Annotated in this window: 22 protein-coding genes; 10 read left to right on the top strand and 12 right to left on the bottom strand. The window is 45.0% G+C overall.

The genetic code is table 11. The features are described from left to right. Nucleotides 1-15 precede the first annotated feature (15 nt). The 5 genes from B3014_RS06475 to B3014_RS06455 all read right to left on the bottom strand — a co-directional run bounded on the left by B3014_RS06475 (nucleotide 16) and on the right by B3014_RS06455 (nucleotide 3971). Nucleotides 16-267, bottom strand: a complete 252-nt coding sequence (locus B3014_RS06475; RefSeq protein WP_289245220.1) for a hypothetical protein — start codon at nucleotides 265-267, stop codon at nucleotides 16-18. 12 nt (nucleotides 268-279) lie between these two features. Next, on the bottom strand, nucleotides 280-759 hold the full coding sequence (locus B3014_RS06470) for a hypothetical protein (protein ID WP_289245221.1): 480 nt from the start codon (nucleotides 757-759) through the stop codon (nucleotides 280-282). Continuing rightward, on the bottom strand, nucleotides 726-1967 hold the full coding sequence (locus B3014_RS06465; protein WP_289245222.1) for a DNA polymerase Y family protein: 1242 nt from the start codon (nucleotides 1965-1967) through the stop codon (nucleotides 726-728). Before B3014_RS06465 ends, B3014_RS06470 begins: the two co-directional genes overlap by 34 nt. A 187-nt stretch (nucleotides 1968-2154) precedes the next feature. Next, nucleotides 2155-3306, bottom strand: coding sequence for an alkene reductase (locus B3014_RS06460; protein WP_289245223.1), 1152 nt, complete (start codon nucleotides 3304-3306; stop codon nucleotides 2155-2157). A gap of 80 nt (nucleotides 3307-3386) precedes the next feature. Next, nucleotides 3387-3971: a TetR/AcrR family transcriptional regulator gene (locus B3014_RS06455; RefSeq protein WP_289245224.1), complete on the bottom strand. Its 585-nt coding sequence runs from the start codon at nucleotides 3969-3971 to the stop codon at nucleotides 3387-3389. A 97-nt stretch (nucleotides 3972-4068) separates the two neighbouring features. On the opposite strand from B3014_RS06455, the gene B3014_RS06450 reads away from it, so the two are divergent. Then, nucleotides 4069-5283: an MFS transporter gene (locus B3014_RS06450; protein WP_289245225.1), complete on the top strand. Its 1215-nt coding sequence runs from the start codon at nucleotides 4069-4071 to the stop codon at nucleotides 5281-5283. A 22-nt stretch (nucleotides 5284-5305) separates the two neighbouring features. Further along, entirely contained in the window at nucleotides 5306-6184 is an 879-nt protein-coding gene (locus B3014_RS06445; RefSeq protein WP_289245226.1) for a PhzF family phenazine biosynthesis protein, read from the top strand. 12 nt (nucleotides 6185-6196) lie between these two features. Here B3014_RS06445 and B3014_RS06440 read toward each other — a convergent pair whose 3' ends face one another. Then, entirely contained in the window at nucleotides 6197-7144 is a 948-nt protein-coding gene (locus B3014_RS06440; protein ID WP_289245227.1) for a GlxA family transcriptional regulator, read from the bottom strand. A gap of 266 nt (nucleotides 7145-7410) precedes the next feature. On the opposite strand from B3014_RS06440, the gene B3014_RS06435 reads away from it, so the two are divergent. Beyond that, nucleotides 7411-8220 carry an SDR family NAD(P)-dependent oxidoreductase gene (locus B3014_RS06435; RefSeq protein WP_289245228.1) on the top strand — a complete coding sequence of 270 codons (810 nt, stop codon included), beginning with the start codon at nucleotides 7411-7413 and terminating at the stop codon, nucleotides 8218-8220. Between the two features lie 149 nt (nucleotides 8221-8369). Here the strand turns inward: B3014_RS06435 and B3014_RS06430 are convergent, their stop codons facing one another. The 6 genes from B3014_RS06430 to B3014_RS06405 all read right to left on the bottom strand — a co-directional run bounded on the left by B3014_RS06430 (nucleotide 8370) and on the right by B3014_RS06405 (nucleotide 14687). After that, entirely contained in the window at nucleotides 8370-9527 is a 1158-nt protein-coding gene (locus B3014_RS06430; RefSeq protein ID WP_289245229.1) for a cysteine desulfurase family protein, read from the bottom strand. A 12-nt stretch (nucleotides 9528-9539) separates the two neighbouring features. Further along, nucleotides 9540-10538 carry an XdhC family protein gene (locus B3014_RS06425; protein ID WP_289245230.1) on the bottom strand — a complete coding sequence of 333 codons (999 nt, stop codon included), beginning with the start codon at nucleotides 10536-10538 and terminating at the stop codon, nucleotides 9540-9542. Nucleotides 10539-10560: 22 nt separating this feature from the next. Next, nucleotides 10561-12771 carry a xanthine dehydrogenase family protein molybdopterin-binding subunit gene (locus B3014_RS06420; RefSeq protein ID WP_289245231.1) on the bottom strand — a complete coding sequence of 737 codons (2211 nt, stop codon included), beginning with the start codon at nucleotides 12769-12771 and terminating at the stop codon, nucleotides 10561-10563. A gap of 21 nt (nucleotides 12772-12792) precedes the next feature. Continuing rightward, on the bottom strand, nucleotides 12793-13245 hold the full coding sequence (locus tag B3014_RS06415) for a (2Fe-2S)-binding protein (RefSeq protein ID WP_330109863.1): 453 nt from the start codon (nucleotides 13243-13245) through the stop codon (nucleotides 12793-12795). A gap of 52 nt (nucleotides 13246-13297) precedes the next feature. Next, nucleotides 13298-13951, bottom strand: coding sequence for a nucleotidyltransferase family protein (locus tag B3014_RS06410; protein WP_289245232.1), 654 nt, complete (start codon nucleotides 13949-13951; stop codon nucleotides 13298-13300). A 139-nt stretch (nucleotides 13952-14090) separates the two neighbouring features. Further along, nucleotides 14091-14687, bottom strand: coding sequence for a TetR/AcrR family transcriptional regulator (locus B3014_RS06405; RefSeq protein ID WP_289245233.1), 597 nt, complete (start codon nucleotides 14685-14687; stop codon nucleotides 14091-14093). 517 nt (nucleotides 14688-15204) lie between these two features. On the opposite strand from B3014_RS06405, the gene B3014_RS06400 reads away from it, so the two are divergent. From B3014_RS06400 to B3014_RS06370, 7 genes are all read left to right on the top strand, one after another. After that, the gene (locus tag B3014_RS06400; RefSeq protein WP_289245234.1) at nucleotides 15205-16131 is read left to right on the top strand and encodes a hypothetical protein; all 927 of its coding nucleotides are present in this window, start codon (nucleotides 15205-15207) and stop codon (nucleotides 16129-16131) included. A 42-nt stretch (nucleotides 16132-16173) separates the two neighbouring features. Beyond that, nucleotides 16174-16968, top strand: coding sequence for a hypothetical protein (locus B3014_RS06395; RefSeq protein ID WP_289245235.1), 795 nt, complete (start codon nucleotides 16174-16176; stop codon nucleotides 16966-16968). After that, complete coding sequence (locus B3014_RS06390; RefSeq protein ID WP_289245236.1) at nucleotides 16956-18977, top strand: integrase catalytic domain-containing protein; 2022 nt, start codon at nucleotides 16956-16958, stop codon at nucleotides 18975-18977. The genes B3014_RS06395 and B3014_RS06390 overlap by 13 nt, the downstream gene beginning before the upstream one ends. Before the next feature lie 10 nt (nucleotides 18978-18987). Further along, nucleotides 18988-19947, top strand: a complete 960-nt coding sequence (locus B3014_RS06385) for an AAA family ATPase (RefSeq protein WP_289245237.1) — start codon at nucleotides 18988-18990, stop codon at nucleotides 19945-19947. A 13-nt stretch (nucleotides 19948-19960) separates the two neighbouring features. Further along, the gene (locus B3014_RS06380; protein ID WP_289245262.1) at nucleotides 19961-21766 is read left to right on the top strand and encodes a TniQ family protein; all 1806 of its coding nucleotides are present in this window, start codon (nucleotides 19961-19963) and stop codon (nucleotides 21764-21766) included. 324 nt (nucleotides 21767-22090) lie between these two features. Further along, on the top strand, nucleotides 22091-22924 hold the full coding sequence (locus B3014_RS06375) for an SHOCT domain-containing protein (RefSeq protein ID WP_289245238.1): 834 nt from the start codon (nucleotides 22091-22093) through the stop codon (nucleotides 22922-22924). Nucleotides 22925-23067: 143 nt separating this feature from the next. Next, entirely contained in the window at nucleotides 23068-23385 is a 318-nt protein-coding gene (locus B3014_RS06370) for a hypothetical protein (RefSeq protein ID WP_289245239.1), read from the top strand. Nucleotides 23386-23394: the final 9 nt, after the last annotated feature.

Below are 23394 nucleotides of genomic sequence, written 5' to 3'. Positions count from 1 at the left end.
TAACATGTTGCTAAGTCAACATAAAATATGCTCCCACTCAACTCTATTCGCTCGTTTTTTATGCTTTTCTGTATAGAAGCCGGAGGGCAAGGTGACCCGCTTCTTCTCATCAAAGGCTGCACCACAATACAGCGTTTCCTTATGGTCAAAGTAGACCTTCTCCATCATCAGCTTTTTGGCCTTGCTGAATGATTCTGTTGGTTCTGCGGTTACTGTAAATGGCAGCAATAATGCCGCCAAAAATAAATCTGCTTTAAGTCCTTTCACCTACATTCCTAACTACATATCAAATTGATTAATTCTCGAACGTTCACCTTTTTGAACGATTCGTGGCCAACGACTGTGAATTTGAGCATCCTCAAGTTCTGGCTCAATAGTCACGACATAGACTCGCCTTTCATTGCCATCCTTTGCTAGCAGCCCTTGGATAAATTGTCCTTTCTGTAAGTCATACCAGTGGCTCATGCCTTCCAAGTCTTTTTCCATGAAACTAAGAACAGGTATCTTCACAGGCTTAGGAAAGTACTTGTCCCACCTGCCAGCATAGATAGAATCTAGCCTCGCCCAACCTGTCATTGGTAGGTTACCTGTCTGTTTCTGCCTTCGTCCCCATGCAATCAACTGTACTTCACCGTCGGTCATGAGAATGGGTAGCACAGCCTTAGGGTTGGGATAAAAAATCCTTAGGACATCATCACCATGCTGGAAGTACACACCACCGCACATCAGATAGTCTTCCTGTGCCCTGTAGGCTTCCATGCCGGCGCGATCACATTTGGCATTTCGCTCCTGCCAATGACACGCATCGGTGCCACAGTGAACTCACCATAGCGTTGATTTATATCATCCATAGCCTGATTTAACGATTCACGCCTCTGCTTAGCGTTGTTATCGATAAATAGATCCTGCTGTTTACCTTGTTCAGGTGAAAGCGCTGTGACTTGTACTTGGCGACACTCCTGACCACGGTATTGCTCATCTACAAAGTCCAGGCAAACTTTATAGATAGTGCCACCGTCATCAGTAGTGTTTTGCAACTTAATCTTTGTTGAGAGCCAGCCCAGTTGTGTCTTAACGCCAATAAAGAAGGTATCTGACTGGAACTGATGCATCCTTAGCCTGATGCCTACTTTTTCAGACATATGTTGAAAATAGGTCAACAAGATGGTCTTGTCTCTTGTGCCTGGTGGCATAACTTTCCCGTGACCTATCGATTTGTGATCTTTCACTTCTGTCATCACAGGTTCTGGATCTTTTCCCTGGGCCATTAGCCAGATTCGCCGTCCCGGGTTACCAAACCGTTTGGCGATAAGGCTCATAGGCACCTTTTTCATATCACCACATTTATAGATGCCGTACTGAGCTAGGAAGCTCGCTATTCCTGTATTGATGCCACTCAATTCAGTGACCGCTTCATTGGCTAAGCGAGCTTCAGCATTCCAAGGTTCTATTATGGTTAAGCCATCCGGTTTATTTAGCTTGGCTGCAAATTTAGCCGTCGTTTTATCACCGCTGATGCCTACGCTGCAGGTGAGCCCTGATACTTCGCTTATGGTGTCTTTAATCAGGCGTCCGATATGTTCAGCGCCCTTATAAATTGACTGGCAGTCTGTTAAATCCAGAAAAGCCTCATCAACTGAATACACCTCTACAGTTGGTGATATAGCCAATAATGATTCCATGATGGCCGAGGAAACATCGGCATAACGGTTGGGCCTACTAGGTGCTTGGATGATGTCAGGGCATAGCTGTCGGGCTTCTTTTAGTCTCATCCCCGTTTTAACACCATAGCTGCGAGCTTCGTATGAAGCCGTGATGATGGTGCTACCTAACTTCCCATTGGTCACACCTACGGGCCGGTTTCGCCAATATGGATAATCCTGCTGCTCGATTTGAGCAAAGAAACAGTTCATATCCACTAGGGCGATCATTTTTTGCCATGATTGCTCGCCAGTGCCAGCACGCATAAATCAATAATTGCTCCCAAATTTCTGAAAACAGAAAGCCTCATAAAAGAGGCTTTCCATAATGAGAAAATATAGAGAACATTTATATATTGATCAAGAAAACTTCATCAGTTCAATTCAATAAAAATTCGAGAAACAATACAAGTTCTTGCTCGCTCTAGCCCAATGACCCAATGTTTAACATATTTCAGCCTACGGCCAAACTAATGTCTTGTTGACTGGTATACGTGGGATAGTCGGTATAGCCTTCTTCAGCGCCGCCATACAACGTCGCGGGATTAAGTTCGTTCCATGGCCATCTGTTGGCAATACGCTCAGGCAGGTCAGGATTAGCAATAAATGGCCGACCAAAACCGACCAAATCGGCTAACTCATTCTCAATGATTTGAGCTGCCTTTTCTGCCGTATATTTACCTGCATACATGATGCTTCCACTGAATGTTTGTCTTACGGCTCGTCGGAAGTCTTCAGGCATCTCTGGCGCGTTCTCCCAATCTGCTTCAGCCAATGAGACATAAGCTATGCCTACTTTTTCGAGAACCTTTATTGCCTCAATATAAGTCGTGTGAGGATCATCCTCGACAAGACCAAGATAGGTACGAGTGTTGTCGTCCGTGCTTGTAAAGAGTGGTGCAAATCGCACCCCCATTCGATCAGGTCCTACTACCGCCGCAACGGCTTCCACCACTTCACTTAAAAAGCGCAAACGATTTTCTAATGAGCCGCCATACTCGTCATCACGGTGATTCGTATGAATCGAAAGGAACTGGTTTGGTAGATAACCATTTGCACCATGGATCTCAACACCATCAAATCCTGCGTCCAGTGCATTTCGAGCCGCATCCGCATAGAGCTTAACCACATCCTTAACTTCACTGTTACTCAGAGCTCTTGGTGCTGTTGGTTCCGCCAGTGCCCCCTCGCCCGGACCGGTAGGGATAAATACCTTCACTTGGTTAGCAGTAATTGCTGATGGGCCCACCGGTGCATCTCCATTTGGCTGCAGTGCAGTGTGCGAAACACGTCCCACATGCCATAGCTGGGCGAAAATAATACCGCCTTCCTCATGCACTGCTTTTGTAACTTTTTTCCAACCTTCAACTTGCTCTGGTGTATAGATTCCTGGTGTCCACGCATAGCCGCGTCCTCGCGGCTCAATGACTGTACCTTCTGTCACCATAAAACCAGCACTACTTCTTTGTCGGTAATAGCTAGCCATGAGCTCATTAGCAATATTGCCGGGCTGTGTGCTTCGGCAACGGGTTAATGGTGGCAATGCTATGCGGTTGGTTAGTTCATAGCGTCCTAATTTCAATGGTTGGAATAGATTTTTTCTCATATCAGATACCTCAATAAATATTATGTAGCTGTAGCTACATAATTAGGCGAAAAAATAGGGAACACCAGATTCCCTCTCGTTTACTCTTTAAATAAAGCTATGTAAGACTTAATAGCCGCGTCGATCAAGTCCATCGGAACCTTACTCGCAGCCTGGGTAGCAAGGCCCGCAATAACCATCGTTGTAAGTCGAGCAATATCATCTGCCGAACCTGGCAGACTACTATCACCAGTGTTTTCTGCATGTCTAAAACGTTTAGTCAACGCTGAAGTCATTGCCTCTCTCTCACGTTGAAGTTCATCTCTCACTCGTACTGCATTATCGCTACACACCAGTGCACCTTGTACGAGGAGACAACCTTTAGCAGAAGAGTCCCGACTGACTTCTTTGCTCAGTTCATGAAGCAAATGATCAACAACTGCACGGGCGTTAGGCTTTGCTATTGCTTCGTCTCTGATCGCCCTGATCCTGGCAACATACAACTCTAAAGCCCTATGGAATAGCTGTTCTTTACTGCCAAAAGCGGCATAAAAGCTAGGAGGACTAATCTTCATTGCACTGATTAATTCAGCAAAAGTAGCTCCTTCATAGCCTTTTTCTATGAACAGGAACAGCGCGCTTTCTACTGCTTTATCAATGTCGAATTGTCTTGGGCGACCAGCCATACCTACCTCTTGTAGATTCTGAAAAATAAATATATAGTCACGGCTACATAATTGCAATACTTGATTGAATTAAATCTTATTACTTTAAGTGAACTTCATGAACCAACGCACAGCCTTCTGGACATTAGTCCTTTCTGCCGCAGCGATTCTCGCCATCACCATGGGAATACGCCAGTCCATGGGACTGTTCGTCTCGCCGATAAATGACTTCACTGGATTGGGTATCGTTACCATCAGTTTTGCCATGGCTGTTGCACAGTTCACCTGGGGAGCAGCCCAACCATTGTTCGGCATGTTGGCTGATCGTGTCGGATCATTCAGCGTCATCGTACTTGGAACATTGATATTAGCCCTTGGCTTAGCTATGACACCCTATATGAGTTCGGGTTTTGGATTGGTCTTTGCGATAGGAATTCTCACCGCTGCCGGGGCTGGCGCGGGCAGTTTTTCAATCCTAATCGGTGCGGCGGCAAGACGCTTACCGGCAGAGCATCGCTCGATGGCGTCAGGTTATATCAATGCGGGCGGCTCTATGGGGCAGTTTATTTTTGCCCCCATCACTCAGGCCTTGATTAACTCCTTTAACTGGGTGGTTGCCATTATTACCCTGGCAGTAACGTCTCTTTCGACCATTCTTCTGGCCTTGCCACTACGTGATAAACACCATAAAAAGCAGGTGCAGGTTGTTGATGACACGCCATCAATAGGCTTACGTGAGCAGCTTAAGATTGCTTTTAGAGACAAAAGCTACTTTTGCCTGAATGTTGGCTTTTTTACTTGCGGCTTCCATATCGCGTTTCTGGTTACCCATTTACCGGGTGAGATTGGCCTTTGCCACCTGCCTGCCACCGTGAGTTCAACATCGCTCGCGATTATTGGTCTTGCCAATGTGGTGGGCAGTATCTGGGCAGGCTGGCTTGGCCAAACACGGCGGATGAAAATGATCTTATTCTGGATGTATGCATCGCGTGCCATCGCCATCATTATCTATTTAATGGCGCCGAAAACAGAATTTACCTTTTATCTCTTTGCTGCCGTGCTTGGTGTGACCTGGCTTGCTACTGTTCCTCCGACCGCCGGTTTGATTGGTAAATTATTCGGCGCACGTTACTTGGCGACGCTGTTTGGCTTTGCCTTATTTAGCCACCAGATTGGCGGTTTCTTTGGAGCCTGGTTAGGTGGCATTACCCTGGCACAAAGCGGTAGTTACGAATGGATGTGGTATGCCGATATTGTATTGGCTGCTATTGCGGCAGTGGTTAACCTGCCTATTCGTGAGCAGCACCCGAAACAGGTTTTCGCCACAGCCTAAAAATAAATACTAAGGTCACACTATGAATCAGCTAGCGTATAAAACAGTCGATGTCTTTACGACCGTACCCTTCAAGGGTAACCCGGTTGCAGTCATCCTCGACGCGAAGGGACTGTCGACCGAGCAGATGCAGCAGATTGCTAACTGGACAAATTTGTCGGAAACGACGTTTATCGTACCGGTGACGGAAGAAGGCGCCGACTATCATGTGCGTATTTTTACGCCCAATGCCGAGCTGCCCTTTGCCGGTCACCCGACTATCGGTACTGCGCATGCTTTATTGGAAGCCAGTTTGGTCAAGGCTAGAGAAGGTAAGCTGGTTCAGCAATGTGGTGCGGGCCTAGTCACGTTAAATATCGAGCAGACAACTGACGGTGCACAGTGGATATTCTTCGATCTGCCTACACCTAAATTCTCAGCATTGGATAGTGATGAAACTGCAGAATTGGAATCTACTTTAGGCACAAATCTGCAACAAGATATGCCGCCCTATATCGTAGATGTAGGTCCACGTTGGCTAGTCGCACAACTACCTAGTTCCTACCATGTTCTTCAGTGTGAGCCCGACCTGCAACGAATGAAAATAAATGATCAAATCGATAATCGCACGGGCGTTGTGATCTTCGGTAAACAGCCCGAAGGAAAACCCTCATCAATTGAAGTAAGAGCATTTGCACCTGCACATGGTGTCAATGAAGATCCCGTTTGCGGAAGTGGCAATGGAAGTGTTGCTGCTTATATTCAACATACGCGGCAAACATCTGAGTTCGGTAATGAGCTACTCGCTTCGCAAGGTTCAGTGCTTGGCCGGGCTGGACAACTCAAACTTTCCATAACGACTGAAGCGATTAGAGTTGGCGGAAATGCTATTACTTGTGTTGATGGCCACCTTAACTTTTAATTGATCGAAGACTCAAATTGATACCCTGGCTTTTGATGATACCCGCCTGATAGCCTGTGGTGATTCACCAATCACGCGAATGAAGGATTGCCTCATTCGCTCTCGGTCGCCAAAGCCGGTCTCACGGGCAATCACATCAAGTGGGTGCTGGCTTGTCTCAATCATTAATTGTGCGGCTTCAACACGAATAAGCTCCACGGCTTTCGCAGGTGACTGCCCCGTCTCCTCTCTGAACACACGGCTAAACTGACGTGGACTGAGTCTAGCGACTTCCGCGAGTGCCTCCACTGATAACTCCTCTCGCAGATTCTCCTTGGCATAAGCCAATACACTTTGCACGCGATCAGTCTTGGCATCCATTTCTAGCAGTGCTGAAAACTGCGATTGTCCACCACCACGGCGTTGGTAGACGACTAACTTTCTGGCTACCTGCCGAGCAAGCTCAGCGCCTAAGTCTTTTTCAACAATCGCAAGTGCGAGATCAACGCCCGCACTTAATCCTGCTGATGTCCATATTTGTCCATCGACGACGAAGATACGGTCTTCATCAAGTTCAATCTTAGGGTAGCGTTTGCGAAAGTCATTGGCATGATACCAATGCGTTGTGGCACGTTTCCCATCAAGCAACCCCGCTTCTGCAAGTAAATAAGCCCCAGTACAGATCGACGCGATTCGTCTTATCTGTTCTGGGGCATTTCTTAGGTAATCGATCAACCTTTCAGATGGAATGTTGCAGTCATTATCTCCTCCGACTATTAAGGTGTCATAGGAGTTATTCGTTAATCGTTCAGTGTTTACCGAGAATGATTGAGACGTCATTACAGGGCCACCATGCTCTGATACGAGGTGAAACTCATATACAGCTTCGGTGTGTAAAAGATTCGCGTATTCAAACACGGTTGCCACCGCAAGACCGAGTGTTTGAAAGTTAGGAAATACGACCAAGCCAATTTTATGCATGACAAACCCCTGTAGACATTATTTATTGTATACATACATATAAAGACACTTATTAATTATAACAAAGCTTGCATAGAAATCACTACAAATATAGAATTTACAACCACATAACTTACATAAACCTCTCTAAACCCCCATTACAAGCAGAAAACAAAAGATTGTCCTAAATGCTTGTATATATGTCATTGCAGTCATTTCGCGTGAGGTTCAGAATAACACTCACTCAGACATTTTTCGTCGAGCAATTTCCTTAAAGGAGAACTTTTATGACTGCTACAACACACTCAACTAAAGGAACAGCATTAATCACCGGCGCATCAACAGGTATTGGTGCCATCTATGCTGATCGTCTTGCAAAGCGTGGTTATGACCTTATTTTGGTAGCCCGCAATAAAGATCGTCTAAATACGCTCGCCAGTAAGCTAACTTCAGAGACCGGTCGCTCAGTGAAAACAATTGCTGCCGACTTGAACAATAAAAACGAACTGCATGATGTTGAAGAAACGCTTAAAGCTGACAAGAGCATAACCATGCTTGTTAATAATGCTGGTGTTGGCGCTGTTTCCTCTGTGCTGGATAACGATGTTGATGAAATGGAAGCAATGATTAATCTCAATATCACTGCCCTGACACGTTTGACCTACGCAGCTGCACCGGCTTTCGTTGAAAGAAACGCAGGCACCATTATCAATATCAGCTCTGTAGTTGGTATTGCCGTTGAATTATTGAACGGTGTTTACAGTGCCTCTAAATCGTATGTATTAAGCTTTGGCCACACTCTACAGCGTGACCTCGCCGATAAAGGTGTTCGAGTTCAGACAGTCTTACCTGGCGGCACAATTACCGAATTCTGGGATGTGGCAGGTTATGCCAAGCAAAAAGAGTCACCAAAAATGATGACTGCAGAAGACTTGGTTGACGCTGCACTGGCAGGGCTTGACCAGGGTGAGTTAGTGACTATTCCTACTCTGCAAGATGGTGAAGACTGGGCACGTTGGGAAGCTGCTCGTCGCGAGCTGACTCCCAAGTTTGCGAACCCTGAACCAGCACCTCGTTATGGCTTAGCCACAGCATAAGCCCCTTTTTGTTTCAGCTTACTTGGCTGTAGGCTTCTCGCCTCAGGAAGCAAAGAGAGGCCTCTGCCAAGGATTACTTTTCCTCTCTCTAGTAGTGTTTTTGAGGAGCTCGTTTGTACCCCGAGCTCCTCTTTTTTTTGCCTTAGTGCTTATACGCAGAGTGATTTGATACTCACCGACAGCTTTTCTACTATCGCATCAATTTGGGCATATGACGTGTATCTGCCCAAGCTAAACCGTATAGATGAAGTCGCTTCTTCATCTGACAAGCCTATTGATTTGAGTACATGTGATGGAAGGAGCATTTCGCTGTTGCATGCTGACCCGGTAGATGCACAGACATAAGGTTCCATCATTGTCAGCAGCTCTGACGCATTACAGCCAAGAAGCTGGATATTCAAGTTACCAGGATGACGGTATTGCGAGTGCCCATTAATTCGAAAATCAATATCTGAGTTTGTGAGTTCAGTTACAAAGTAATCTCTGAGCTCTTTCAGTCTTGGTCTTCTATCATTTGCCCATTGCTTGGACAGCGTTAATGCTGTCGCGAAACCGACGCATAACTCCGTTGGTAAAGTGCCTGAGCGCATTCCAGCTTGCTGCCCCCCACCATTTATTAATGGTGGCAACTCAGCCTGCAAGCTGTTTTTCATAAACAGTGCACCAATCCCCTTCGGGCCATAGACCTTATGAGCGGACAGGCTCAACATGTCTACATTCCATGCTTTTACATCTATATCTAAAGCTTCTGGAGCCTGAGCTGCGTCACAGTGAAATAAGGCACCGCAATCATGGGCGAGCGATGCCAGTTTACTGATGTGCTGTATCGTACCGATTTCGTTATTCACCGCCATGATACAAACCAATAAAACCTGCTCAGAGAGCATGCTTTTATAGGCCTTCATATCGATGATACCCGTTGCTAGTACTGGAATTTCCTCTACAACATATCCTAATTTTTGAGCATAAAAGTAGGCGGCATTCTTGATGCATTTGTGCTCGATAGCACTGATCAGGACTTTCTTACGTCCAGAGGTGTTACCAAACATAACACTGGCTATAGCCTGGTTATTTGCCTCTGTAGCGCCTGATGTGAAGATAATTTCTTCTGGTGCCGCACCAATTACATCTTCAATACTTTTTCGAGCTTGGTCGATTTCACTTGCAGATCGTCGCCCCAGAATGTGCTGAGTTGAATGCGGATTGGCAAAGCTATTCTGTCGAACCCGCTGCATGGCCGCAGAGACTTCTGGAGCGAGAGGTGTGGATGCTTGATAATCAAAATAAATTGTTTGGCCGATTTGCATGAGTTTTCCAGATTAGCCACACGCCGATGCTTTAGCAGTGGGTGTTATTTCCTCCTGCGAACTAGCGGTTTCTCTCTGCTGAGTTTGAGTTTGAATAATTTCTGCCAATATCGATACAGCTATCTCGGCAGGAGTCCGACTACCAATGGCTATGCCTACAGGTCCTCTGAGGCGAGAAATTTCTGCCTCAGTTAGATCAAACATTCTCATTCTTTCTCGACGTTTAACCTGATTCTTTTTAGAGCCCAGTGCACCGACATAGAAAGCATTACTCGTTAGAGCTTCTAACAAGGCCATATCATCAAGCTTGGGATCATGTGTAACGGCCACGATAGCCGTATGCGAATCCGGGTTCAATTTGACGATTGCATCATCGGGCATCATTTGAAGTAACTGGCTTCCTGATACTTGCCATTCACTCGCCACCTCTTCTCTTGGATCACAAACGATGACCTCATAATCCAACGTCGTGGCGATATTGGCCAGCACCGCGCCGAGTTGATTAGCACCAATGATGATCAAACGTAATTTCGGACCAAAGTAGCTGTGAAAAAAGTCACCTTCCAGTGTCGGCTCACTGCCTGGAATGGCATTTTCTATCGTCACCTCACCGGTTTTCATATGAACAGAACGGCGTAGTAATTGATGGGACTCAATACCACTGATGATACTGGTCAGCTTGGCTTTATCAGATAATGGTTCACAAAATATCGCTAACTCGCCACCACAGGGCAAACCAAAGCGCTGCGCTTCATCGCGAGTGAGGCCGTAGCGAAGCACTTCCGGTGTACGTGGAAGAGCTCCAGCTTTTGCTTTGTCCGCTAAATCATCCTCAATACACCCGCCAGAGACCGAACCGATTAAATGGCCGTCTTCACGTAAGACAAGAATAGAGCCTGGGACTCTTGGCGCTGAGCCCCAGGTTTTGATGACAGTGAAAAGGTATGCTGCGTGACCGGCAGCTAGCCACTCTTCAGCACGCTTGAGTACATCTAAGTCAGGTGAATTCATAACCGTAACTCAACATCATTGCTTAATAAGCATCTAAGTGCTTGGAAACAGGTAGCTCACGAATCCGTTTCTTCGATGCTGCATAGATGGCATTCGTCACAGCTGGTGCGATACCAGCTGTACCTGGTTCACCGATGCCTCCAGGAGCCTCAGCACTTTTCACCAAATGCACCTCAATGTTAGGTAATTGGTTCATCCTCAGCAGTTGGTAAGTGTCAAAGTTCTTCTGATTGATAACACCATTCTCGATGGTAATTTCTCCCCAGAGTGCAGCCGTTAATCCGTAGACAATGCCACCTTCGATTTGAGCGACAACGTGATTAGGGTTGATAACCATTCCACAGTCCACTGCAGCGACCACACGAATGACTTTCACTTCGTCATCTTCCACTTTCACTTCTGCAACTTGAGCAAGATAAGTTCCAAAACCTTCGAACACAGATATGCCCAGACCGTGATTAGCAGGGAGTTTTTTACCCCAGTCGACCTTCTTTGCACAGAGTTCCAGCACACCCAAGGCGCGAGGATGGTGCTTCAATAAATTACGACGATATGTGACAGGATCAACCGAGGCACGATGAGCCAACTCATCAATAAAGCTCTCCACCATGAAGGCATTATGCGTCGCGCCTACACCACGCCACCATCCAGGTCTCATGCCGTTTGTTTCCTGTCTGACATAGTCAACAAGAATATTTTCAGGGGCATAGAATGGATTCTGAGCCAACTCTACCGCATCCGTATCAAGACCATCTTTAACCAGTGATGGGATCCAACGAAGCATGATGGAAGCACCGGTTACACGGTGATGCCAAGCTACAGGTTCGCCTTTGTCATTCAAGCCGGCTTTTAGGTGGTCGTAGTAATACGGTCTGTAGACATCGTTCTGCATATCTTCTTCACGCGTCCAAACCAGTTTGACTGGATAATTGACCTGCTTGGCGATACGCACGGCTTGATCAATAAAGTCGACATCAAGGCGTCGCCCAAATGCACCGCCTATTTGGTGGTTATGAACAAAGATTTGACTTGCCGGTAGACCGGTTATTTCTGCAGCATGACCTTGAGCAATAGTCGGCACTTGTGTACCGGCCCAAATATCACAGCGATCTTTCTGAACAAGCGCGGTGGCATTCATAGGCTCAATTGGCGAATGTGCCAAGAACGGCATTTGATACACGGCTTCAAAGGTATCCGATGCTTCACTATAAGCTTTGCTAAAGTCGCCATCGTTTCTTGCGATAACTGCTTTGGCCGTGCCGCTACCTGTTTTGCTGGCCTTATCCAGTTCAGCAATAATGTCTTCCATGTTTTGTGGTTTAAACTTATCGTGCGTCCACTCAATCTCAAGGGCGGCAATACCCTGTTTGGCCGTCCACATATCAGTAGCAATAACAGCGACAGAGTCACCCATATCGATAACTTCGACAACACCTTTGATTGCTTTGGCTTTCGGAGTATTGAGCTTCTTAACCTTTCCACCCAAGATCGGTGTCATGGCAATAGTGGCAATCTTCATGTCTGGTAAATCGACATCGATACCATAATGCGCCGTACCATTACCTTTCTCTTTACCATCCAAACGCTTGATAGGTTTACCAATAAGCTTAAAATCTTCTGGTTTCTTGAGCGTGACTTTCTCCGGTACAGGCATACTGGCCGCTTTTTCTGCTAATTCGCCGTACGTGAACTGTCTGTCTGAGTTTGTTAGTTTGACCACACCATTTTCGGCATAGCATTCAGAGGCATTCACGCTCCATTCTTTAGCGGCGGCAGCGATTAAGACCTCTCTGGCAACGGCACCTGCCTGTCTTAGTGGCTCCCATGCCCCCCTAATAGAGGTCGACGCACCAGTAACCTGAGCACCCAAAATTGGGTCAGCATATTTTGAGTCGTCTGCCGGAGCGTGCTCTAACGTGACTTTATCCAGCTCTACTTCGAGTTCTTCAGCGATAAGCATAGGCAGGGAGGTATATACGCTTTGCCCCATCTCTGCTTTTGATACGATGAGGGTGACGTCTCCACTGGTAGAAATTCGAATGAACGCATTTGGAATAAAAGTAGCTTCATCACCATTTATGACGCCAGCGAGCAGCTTATGGGATACAGCAAAGCCCACCAACAGTCCTGCACCAGCGCCAGCAGATCCAATTAAAAATCGACGGCGCGATATACCTTTATCAGTAAGAAGTTCAACGCCATCAGTTTCTGGGTTATTCAGTTTAAAGTTCATGACTATTCCCCTGGCAGTTAATTAAGCTTTTGCAGCTTGTTTGATGGCTTCACGGATGCGTGAGTAGGTTCCACATCGACAGACATTGCCCGACATCGCGTTATCAATGTCCTCATCTGATGGCGATTTGTTGTTGGAGAGTAGTGCTGCTGCCGACATGATCTGTCCAGATTGGCAATAACCACACTGAACCACATCTAACTCATGCCATGCATTCTGGAGCTTTTGACCAACTTCAGTTTCACCGATTGACTCGATGGTAGTAATGTTTTTGCCTTGAGCATAAGACACTGGCGTAACACAAGAGCGTGTAGGTGTGCCGTCTAGGTGTATCGTACAAGCACCACATAAAGCGGCACCACAGCCAAACTTAGTGCCGGTTAATTTGATTACATCACGTAATGCCCACAGAATAGGCATATCTTCAGCCACATCCAGTTGATATGGTTTTCCATTCACTTTTAATTCAATCATGACGCTCTCCTGTTGAATTTGTAGTAGTGCAAGCTTCCTTGACTGGTAAGCCTTAATTAGCCGCAATGAATTGCGGTGCATTAACTAGATCACTAGGTTTATCAATGTCGTAAAAAATACTGTCTGTTGTGGATGGTATTTGAGTCACATCAGCACGGTTTTCAGTAATGACGGCTTTTGCTCCCGTGTCCCCCTTCAGGGCAAGAAGCTGTTCCTCATACCTACGTGCAAACCCGACGGGGTGACCTCGACGCTGTTCTCTCACTGGCACGGCAATAAGCGCCCCTTTCATCAAGGCCGAACAAACCGATTGAATAACACTGCTCGGAATAAGAGGCATATCGGCCAGTCCGATAATCCAGCCTTCTGAATCACTGGATTTGTTCACGCCAGCTGCAATTGAATGTCCCATGCCTAGGTCAGCATCGTCTGCAACCACAAGTTGAATCTTTCCCTTATCAAATCTTCCTTCAAGATGATTTTGCAGCTGTATATGCCCACGACGAACCATAACAATGATGTTGTCAAAAACTGCTAGCCAATTAGTAAGTGTGTGGCAAATAACAGACTGCTTGGTGCCGTTGATAATAAGTTCGGCAAGCAACTTGTCATCACCATATCGTGATGAAGCTCCGGCTGCTAAAAGCACAGCCTGAACATTACTAATGATCATCTCATCACTACGACATGCCTGCTGTGTACTCATATCTCCTCACTAAACATTTTCAAGGTCCATCTAATGTGGCAGATGTAAATTAGCTCATCACCTACCATACGACGACCGGTCGTCTTATTGTTAGTGAAAAATAAAAGCAACAGTTTTGTTGCTTTCAGTTTTCGTTAATTCAGACTAAAAAGTAGTCCTCAAAAAGATGCGTATAACACTCCTCCAGTGGAGCAACACTCTGGTTTAGTTTGGAGCGAAGTAGTGCTCCTTGCCAACTATCAAAGAGCATATCTGCCATGGCTCTGGCACTAATATCATTTCTGACCTGCCCATGTTCCTGTCCAGACTTAAGACCACCTTCAAGTAGCTTCACATAATCTTCAACAGCCCTATAGAGGTTGGCTCTAAATTTTTCACTGACTGTGGCGACCTCACCCATCAGATCGCCATGTAAACACCCTTTATTGAAGTCGTTATTGGACTTTGTATTTATCAGTGATCTGTAAAACTTCTTTAAAGCTACGAAGCCATTATCTGATGGGTTATTAAGGAAACCTCTCAAATCTTCAAGAAACCCTTCTGTGTAATAGGTGATGGCTTCAGCAATAAAGTCTTCTTTACTTTTAAAGTAACCATAAAACGAGCCCTTCGGAATCTGTACTTCATCTAAAATACGTTTTAGCCCGGTGCCATGATACCCATACTGCATCAGTAGGCTGACGCCTGCTTCAAGTATTTGCTCTCGTTTACTTAATTTAGGTGGAATCTTACTCATACGAGAATAATACGACCGTTCGTCTTGTAAGTCAATCCAAAGACAGTTATGACCTGCATACTGGCACCCAGAACATGCCCGCTAAGGAGATTCATAGGTTTTTGATGCATTTACAGTATTTTAAATAGGTTTAAAGCTTTTTATGCATTTATTCACATTTCTTTATGTCATCATAAAAACACTAACGTATTGTTTTATAGTGCAGATTCATACTTTAATTGCCATGCCCTACAGAGGAGTATCAAAGACCCTGACTGTTCGAGTCGTTATCCCAGCCACGCGTGTTCCTTGTGGGTTACCAAACGGGAGGAACATTTGAATCGTTTGCGGTTTTGTCATCCTGACAGCCCAACCAAAATGCTTAATCCGTGACTGTAGCAGAGCTTATTAATGTTGGTTTCTCTTGCATTAATTGACATAAATCCAATCGTGGTAACGCACGATAGATTTCTTCCGTTTTGAACGCATTACCAGCCTAGTCTTGACGGATGGACTAGATTGTTATATTGTAAGATTCATGAACAATAAATCTGAAAGATTATTCGGCCTCACCGAGCAGGCAATTGAACAGCTGGAAAGTGGGCACTGGGGACCAATTGCTCATCTTATAGAGCAGACTCATCAGAATGAACTATGGCGGCCGGATTTCGCCAATTTTTCTGAATGGATGGCAAACCTCTCGGAAACCTATGACATTTCCAGAGCCAGATGCTGGCGATATAAAAAAGCTGGAAGCTATTACAACTCTCTGCGGTCGACGGATGACTCTCTCTGTGAATTATACGATCTACCCGATTACGTTTCTGCTGAAGCACTGGAAATTCTCGAGCGGTTGGAAAGAGTCGCCCCTGCCGAAATAACTGGGAATATCAAAGAGCAAGTTCTTAAAGGACAGATCTCTATTCGCACACTCAAACAAACCTGGGCCGCCTATCGTCCGGCACTTGATGGTGCAACAAACCGGGGGCGTGGAACAGCATACTTTCGGCCTCATGTTCACACGGCGGTTAGGTTTGAAGCCGAGAGCATTCTAGCTTTATCCCAAGACCGCGCTTGGACTGGCAGCCGAAAACCAGCACGCTGCGTTGTCTTACATAACGTCAAAGATGAACATAACAGAGAGTCATATGACGGACTTGCAATGGTTCAAGAATCCCTTGAATCCCCCGTCGACATTCATATTTTTGAACTCCATTACAAGTCAGGGCTGGGCAGTATTAGCCAACTAGTATCACCTGAACACTATGTCGACTTTTGTTGGCTTGTTCTGCCTGATGATGAAGCACGGCCATACCGTTCAACGGAAAAGAATTCATTCGGGGTGATTGGTTTGGCCGATGGAGGAGAGCTTACTGTTTACCGGCAGGCTGCTCGAGCCAAACATGACACTAATGAGGGTGAGCCTTTTCTGAGAGAACTTTTGAAGTTAGCATTGAGAAATTGAGCTTTTATTTGAACAAATTTGTCCATACGTATGGATTGTTTAATGACAGATAATACACACCAAAATACTCATCGGGCATTTTTAGGCTCTACAGAAATACCCAAAGATAGGCCAAAGATTGAAGTCTTCGACTCGCTGTTTCGTGAAGATCCCAGGTGCGAATTACTGCTACCTGTGAAGATGATAAAACAGACCGTATCTCGGACAGTCATTAAACCTGGCTTCAGAACCCACTTCGTGGGTTACTTCGCCAGTCGCATCAATCAGGCTTTAATTACATTTGAAAGCGCCCTCGAAAAAAATGCCTGTACCGTATTTGAGTCCTATCCGGAACTACAGTCATACAGAGCACAACCTTATGGTGTGAGCCTCTATTTTTTAGACAAATTCAGGACTGTTTATCCTGATTTTGAATTGGTATTAAACGATGGTCTGGCATTGGTAGATATTCGTTACGAGACCAATATCCATTCACCACAATTCAAGGCAAGATATTGGGCGCTGAAGGAATACGCTCAGCAACGTGGCATCGGTTATACCCTCCTGACAGACGAGGAGTTGATGACTGAGCGAAGAAAGAATGCCCGCTTTTTACTTAGTTTATGCAAGGGAGCGCCTCAACCAAGGTTGATCAATACAGTTAGCGCTTGGCTGCATAAAGTCATGCCATTGGACTTTAATCATCTATTAACACTAACCACTGCATATCCTTCAGTGCGTGCAGTAATTGCTGGCCTCATTCTGGACGGAGCATTGTCCATTGACTGGGATAAAGCAATTCATTTGCAGACATTGGTCCCCGTCGATAACAAGACTAAAGGCTCATGGCTGGATTAAGTCTGGCAAATGGCGATTGCCTTTCTATTCTAGGTAATAAGTATACCTGTGCAGGTAAAGGCCCAGGTGGACGCTACATATTAGTCCCGCACAAAGGACGGGCACAGAAATACCTGTCTGCGGAAGAGTTATTCGACTTGTCTGAACGCGGCAAAATTGAGCTGCATGAGACTTCTGACTATTACCGGGAATTGCCACATACACAGATAAACCTATCTTGTGTCCCTGCCCAGCAGCACCCTGAGGTTATGATGCGTCATTTCTACATGACTGAGATGGATGAATACAGAAAGAATGGTGGAAAGCTGTCAGAAAAGCCAGTAACTAGTTTTGCCCTACAAACACACAAGAAATATATCAAACAGTGTAAAGAACGAGACCACACCCCACCAGAGACGCCAATGAGTGAAGCTGCAGTTCGACGCTGGTACCGCAAATGGCAACAGTCCGGAGGAAATGTTCTCTCTCTCGTACGAAATCCCTCAGGTAACAGACATTCAAAGCTCAACAAGCAGCAAGCAGATTGGCTCGAATGGGCAATCGAAACCGTACATTTAAATAATGACCGCCGCCCTGCGACAGATGCACATCAACTCATGGCTGCGAACATCGATGTTGAAAACCGGGAACGGCATAGGCGGGGCCAAGAACTTATCAAACCTCCAAGCTATAAAACACTGTGTCTTCATATTAAAAAGCTTGATGAATACGATGTGCTCAAAGCTCGGTACAGCCACGAATACGCCTACAAAATGACCCGTTACCAGAGGAGTTCACCTATCGTGCATAAACACTTAGAACAAGTACAAGCAGATCATACTCAAGCGGACGCTTATGTCGATCTAGGGATTGGTGTACTCATCCGGCCTTGGGTCACGCTGTTAGTCGACAGGTATAGTGAGGCAATTCTAGGGGTGTGGGTCTCTCCTGATGCACCATCAGCTCAAACAGTGATGAACGCATTGAGAACGGCTGTCTTACCCAAGAACATCACTGAGCTTGGTGGAAAACCAGAATGGCAATGGCCAATGTTTGGGATCCCTGAAGAGTTAATTCTCGATAATGGCAAAGATTTCCTCAGCCGCGATCTGGAACAAGCCGCGCTGGAACTTGGTATCACTCTAACCTATTCGCCGCCTAGACAACCTTACTATAAATCACAAGTTGAACGTGAGTTCGGAGTAATCAATAAACGGCTCTTGGCGAAGCTACCTGGTCAGGTCTTCAAGTATGAACCAGAGAAACACGGCCTTGATTACCCACATCTGACTTTCGATGAGTTTTCTGAGCTTCTCATCCAATGGATTGTTACTGTTGCACATAAAACCCCTACTGACACAGGTCAAACACCTCAGCAACTTTGGGAGAACTCCATTCAGAAAAACGGCTTCTCAGGTTCTGGCTTGAGTCAGGATTACGTCCAACTATGCCTGTCTAAATCAAGTCCTCGTCGCTTTGCTATTCAGCCTGACGGGATCCATTTTAACTCTCTCGTGTACAACAATGAGTGGTTATCCAGATACAGAAACCAAGTTGCTTCAGACTACCCTAAAGGCAATCCTGAAGCTGAGTTTAAATGGTCTGCAGCTGACGTTGGTCTCATCTGGGTGTTTGATGAACTCAACCATACTTTCTTTCCTGTTGAATCCAAAGATGAGATAGCTCATGGACGTTCCCTATTCAATCATAAGGTCGTCCTTAGAGAGATAAGAAACCGCAAGAAAGCCAATCTCACAGATAGCTCATACCACGACTCCATTTTGGCTTTGGACAATAAAATTAATGAATTTGTAGAAAAAAAAGGAGTGAAGAAATTACCAGCTAAAGCAAGTCGTTACATCCATGGCGCTCCGCTCAACGGGGAATTAATGGAAGATGAAGAAACTAAATTCGGCCATCATCCAAACGCGCCCATTAAAGAAGTTAGTCCTGAGCCCTCTTCACAACGTATTACAGATGATGACCTTGGTGATGAGATAGACGACATGCCAGATGACTTTGAAATTTAGGGAGGAAAAAGTGGCAAAACAATCCGAAAATCCAATTAAAACACTCAACGAGGCAATAGTTGGCCGATGTATACCTCATGGTAATTTCGAGAAGGCTTTTGATCGATCAATGGAATTACTGAAGCTGCGTGATTTCGGCATGCCTGGAAGCGGAATCATTATCTACGGTAAAAGTGGTGTTGGTAAAACGACCCTAACCAAAGCGGTTCTGAAACAGGGTACTAAACTTTATGGTGAAGACTCCGTCATCAGGACACAATTAACCACAGGATCTACTGTCAAAGGCATGTTTGCAGAACTACTGGTTGGATTTGGTGATCCCCTTGCAAAACAATCCAGCACTAAAGATTTAGAACGCAGGTTAGTATCGACAATTTCGGAGCGTCAATGCCGTCTGATCATTATTGATGAAGTGCAACATTTAATCCCAGGTGGGGATCCATCAAAAAAAACCATCGACAATATTCTCAATGCTTTCAAAATTCTGGATGAGACAGGTGTGTCCTTCATCTTGTCTGGAATGGATAGCCTGATGCTTTTATGGAATGCAGATCCACAGATCAGAAGTCGGTTTCAAACGCATTTCTACTTGAGCCATTTTGTCTATCCAAAGGATAAGAGTTCATGGCGTAAAGTTGTACGTAGATATATCAATACCATTGAAGAACATGGGATGCAGATTGACTGTCAAGAATTCGAAGATAGGTGTCATGCAGCGTCTGGTGGCGCTATGCGCCAATTAGTACTCATTCTGACGACTGCGGTTGTGCAAGCATTCAAAGCTAACAGTAAGACTATCACAGCGGAACATCTTCACAAGGCGGCTTGCACACAAATTGACAGTCATGACGGTTTGACCGACGCGTTCAATGTCAGCATGGAAAATGTACGTCAATTCTCTCGTTATAACGAAACAAGTCGCGAACTTGCCCCAATTGTGAGGGGGATGGGAGAAATCTTTGTCACATAACTTTCGCCTGCCTGTGCCATGCTCACTGGAAGAAGGTGAATCTCTCCCGGGTTTCTTATCACGTGCAACACACATTAACTCTTACGGAAGCATGTTTTCGATTGCGAGTTATTTTGGGCTCAACACCAACGGCAAGGGCTTAGACAAGAACCAAATGAAACTCTTAGCTAAGGGGAGCCTAAACGTAAGCAATTTAGCTAGTTTCACCGAGTCAAAAACAGAAGAGATTCGTCAAGCTGCACTTGATATTCGTCAGCCAATTCCCGGCACTATCTCTGACGACTATGTCAGTTTCCAACGGTGGCGGTTCTGCCCACTCTGTGTGCGAGAGGGACGTCCGCATCAGAGAGCCTGGATGATTTCATTCGTCACAGCGTGCCCAGAGCATCGATGTCAATTAGTGGATGACTGCCAAGCCTGTGGGAGTGAATATTCGACTAACCATATGCTCACTCGATATTGTGTATGTTGTCAGAAACCAGCTCAAATTGTTGACGCATCCGAAGCTGAACTAAAATGCGCCGAGATTTTATCGAACCTTATTGACGACAGGCAGAAACTAAAGATAGTCCTGGACCGATTAATGCTTGCCTGGTTCTTAACTAATCCAAACTGCCTTCGTCCGCATTATAGAGTCAGTCCCCAGCTTAAAACTGTCTCAGAAATGAGGGATGTAGTTTGTCGACTATGGCCAGCCTGTGAAGATGAATGTTCGTTTTACCAAGCACTATCAAATTACGGGACCCAACTTTCTGATAAATGGAAATATTTACCGTATTTGTCTACCGTCTTTAAGAAGCGTGCCCGCACTGCAGGGGCTAGGCTGCCTATATCCCCCAAGAGAAGCACCGATTTGGGTTTTGTACTGCCAGAGTCAGACTGGTGGGCTCCGATCAATGAAACAGCTCAAAGTGCTGGCCTAACGGCATTTGTGCTTAAAAGGCTTATCGCCAAACGTTATATAAAATCTAAAACTTTCAACGAGAAAGGCCCAGACAAGAAGCGTCATAAATTCTTAATGGTGGATCTGGATTCACTAAACGAATTTATTGGCAAGTTATTGGATACTGCCGATCCGATTGAGGGGCAACCCCGATTAACAAAAATACAGCATTATCCAATCGATGAAATTGCTCGTGATGCTCTGGCAGGAAAGCTATCAATCTACTACGGCGACAGCAAATCCATCTCGGATTTATGGGTAGCTAACGCCGAAACCGCAAAAGCCAAAAGAAAAGAATCCAGCCCTGAAAAAACGCTGACTGCAAAAGAAGCTGCTAAGGTGCTAGACACCTATCATGCCGTCATTGTTGATCTAATCAAACATGGCTTTTTAAAGGAACATCCAGCCTCCGGGACGAGAAAACTTTTGCTAATGAGTGACTCTCTAGAGCAATTCAAAGCCAAGTATATCGTCGTGGGTAAAATCGCAAATGAATATGATGTTAATGCAACCAACCTGGCAGAAAAATTAGCCAGTATTGGCATTGAGCCTGAGCCCCACAATACCCTGGTCAAAATCTACCAGAAAAACAAACTGAGCGGCCTCAAAGCCAAGACGCTTAAATCGATCTCTTCATACCAGACCAAAACTGGAAGGAAGCCTTCTTTCAGCCAAAAAGACGCTTCATCCAAGAGAGTAAAAAACTTAATTCGGCTTGTGAATGATCACGGAGGGATTTCAAATTTCACGAGAAAATTCGGTGGATCCCAAGGCACCTTATCACTCATGCTTCGCGAGAAAAAAAGCTTTGGCGATCTAGCTGTAAGTCGTATGGAAGCAAAAGTTGGTTTGCCTGAAGGATGGTTCGATAATTAGGAGCCCCACTGAAGCCTGTAGTTCTTCAGCCTAAAGTCTCAAAGTTTTTCCTACTGCTCGCATGACACTTTAGAGATTCGTCCATGATACATAATGATTGGAGTAAAAGTTCTAATCTCATCTGAATTGACTGATTTAGATTTTTTACAGATATTTAGTCAAAATACAATTCAAGCCGTACACATATGAAACCATACATACACCGAGTATGGTAAGTTACTTTCAGCTGTGTATTTTAATCCCGAAATTACACGAGTCCTGAGCATTGGGCCTACATGACTCGACATTAAGTCACAAATTATTTGAACCTACGGAAAGGGAAATATGTTGCAAGACCAACCTTTGACACCAGTCGAACAAGGAAAGTTATTATTTTTCATCATCCTTCTAGCACCAGCAGTATTTTTCCTTATCGGGATAGTCCCTGCATTATTTCTAGGATTTGGCGTATACATGATGAAGAAGAATAAAAACTTCGCATACATCAATGCGGCCGTAAAGAATTTTAAGATATTCACCTTTGTCGTCTTAATAGGCAGCCTCATCTCTGCTCTGTACTTCGGAGCGGAATACACTCAAGCCATGACCCAGATACGTAGCAATGTCCAACCCTCGCATATTGAAGGAAATCGAGTTGATATTGAACAGGCTGCGACAAATGCTATGTATTGGAAGAGCTATGGTTTTGAAACAGAGTCACCACCCCAATTAGAAATCGATCTTCGCACAATGAGTCCTGAAGAGATCAAAACTAAATATGGGTCAAATGACGCATTTAGAATTATTCAAGCCCGCATCGATGCCAGAAACTCTGTTCTTGATACTGTTGATTCATGGAGTGAACCCAAAGAGGGCTTTATCTTCTCATCAATAGGATTGCTAATAGCTTTGGCATATTTTATAGCGGTGGGCACGCTATTTTATAAGCCATTGAGCAGACATTCAGCATGGGTTGCTCGCAATGCAATCTTCTCTACGTCGCCAGATTCATTAAGAAATTTAAATCCCAAAACTCATTTTAAGCCCTGGAAATGTCACAAGAGGAAACAGTTTTCAATTGCTGATGAACTTCTCAAATGGGCTGAGCTTAAAGATAAAGGACTTGTCTCTGAAAACGAATTTAATCAGATGAAAGCTGACTTGTTAAAAAACAAATAGTTTTTTATTAATTGTTAAAATTTCTACTGAAATGCAATGGTTTTGTGTGGATAAGGCTAAAGATGTGGTCTCGACTAAACTGCTTTTGTGACATCCGGCACTGATAGAGGTGTCATGTGCCTAATATGATTTAAGGAAGAAACATGAATAAAAAATTTGGGTTGTCACTTGCTGCTATTCTCATCATTCATATCATTGCTTATACGCAATTAACGCTTTTTGTTGTTCAGCCTATGGGCGCTGTTCCTGATGGCCGTACCGTTGTTATTTTAAGGCTAAATAAGACCAAGTTTATCGATAGTGCCGATGCTTTGTGTGAGCGAGAGACTGGCTCTGTTTCACTTTTATGCCGGGGCATGATGATGGCTGGAGTAGTCAATAAATCAAAAATACTTTTGCGCCTGCCCTATAGTCATTCGCTTTATCTTATTTCGACTGGCGGCAAAGAATACGACACGTAACTTAGGAAA

Origin of the sequence: Methylophaga sp. UBA678 (assembly GCF_002299105.1) — a bacterium.
Taxonomy (GTDB): domain Bacteria; phylum Pseudomonadota; class Gammaproteobacteria; order Nitrosococcales; family Methylophagaceae; genus Methylophaga; species Methylophaga marina.
Note: the sequence above shows the minus strand (reverse complement) of the source record. Positions and strands in the feature narration are given on the sequence as shown.

Bases quoted from the DNA above. Each gene is read 5' to 3' on its own strand.
- B3014_RS06390 (WP_289245236.1), top strand. From the start codon at position 16,956: ATGGCTGGATTAAGTCTGGCAAATGGCGATTGCCTTTCTATTCTAGGT.
- B3014_RS06445 (WP_289245226.1), top strand. From the start codon at position 5,306: ATGAATCAGCTAGCGTATAAAACAGTCGATGTCTTTACGACCGTACCC.
- B3014_RS06425 (WP_289245230.1), bottom strand. From the start codon at position 10,538: ATGAATTCACCTGACTTAGATGTACTCAAGCGTGCTGAAGAGTGGCTA.
- B3014_RS06420 (WP_289245231.1), bottom strand. From the start codon at position 12,771: ATGAACTTTAAACTGAATAACCCAGAAACTGATGGCGTTGAACTTCTT.
- B3014_RS06435 (WP_289245228.1), top strand. From the start codon at position 7,411: ATGACTGCTACAACACACTCAACTAAAGGAACAGCATTAATCACCGGC.
- B3014_RS06470 (WP_289245221.1), bottom strand. From the start codon at position 759: ATGGAAGCCTACAGGGCACAGGAAGACTATCTGATGTGCGGTGGTGTG.
- B3014_RS06440 (WP_289245227.1), bottom strand. From the start codon at position 7,144: ATGCATAAAATTGGCTTGGTCGTATTTCCTAACTTTCAAACACTCGGT.
- B3014_RS06450 (WP_289245225.1), top strand. From the start codon at position 4,069: ATGAACCAACGCACAGCCTTCTGGACATTAGTCCTTTCTGCCGCAGCG.
- B3014_RS06370 (WP_289245239.1), top strand. From the start codon at position 23,068: ATGAATAAAAAATTTGGGTTGTCACTTGCTGCTATTCTCATCATTCAT.
- B3014_RS06465 (WP_289245222.1), bottom strand. From the start codon at position 1,967: ATGCGTGCTGGCACTGGCGAGCAATCATGGCAAAAAATGATCGCCCTA.
- B3014_RS06415 (WP_330109863.1), bottom strand. From the start codon at position 13,245: ATGATTGAATTAAAAGTGAATGGAAAACCATATCAACTGGATGTGGCT.
- B3014_RS06430 (WP_289245229.1), bottom strand. From the start codon at position 9,527: ATGCAAATCGGCCAAACAATTTATTTTGATTATCAAGCATCCACACCT.
- B3014_RS06400 (WP_289245234.1), top strand. From the start codon at position 15,205: ATGAACAATAAATCTGAAAGATTATTCGGCCTCACCGAGCAGGCAATT.
- B3014_RS06455 (WP_289245224.1), bottom strand. From the start codon at position 3,971: ATGGCTGGTCGCCCAAGACAATTCGACATTGATAAAGCAGTAGAAAGC.
- B3014_RS06405 (WP_289245233.1), bottom strand. From the start codon at position 14,687: ATGAGTAAGATTCCACCTAAATTAAGTAAACGAGAGCAAATACTTGAA.
- B3014_RS06375 (WP_289245238.1), top strand. From the start codon at position 22,091: ATGTTGCAAGACCAACCTTTGACACCAGTCGAACAAGGAAAGTTATTA.
- B3014_RS06395 (WP_289245235.1), top strand. From the start codon at position 16,174: ATGACAGATAATACACACCAAAATACTCATCGGGCATTTTTAGGCTCT.
- B3014_RS06460 (WP_289245223.1), bottom strand. From the start codon at position 3,306: ATGAGAAAAAATCTATTCCAACCATTGAAATTAGGACGCTATGAACTA.
- B3014_RS06410 (WP_289245232.1), bottom strand. From the start codon at position 13,951: ATGAGTACACAGCAGGCATGTCGTAGTGATGAGATGATCATTAGTAAT.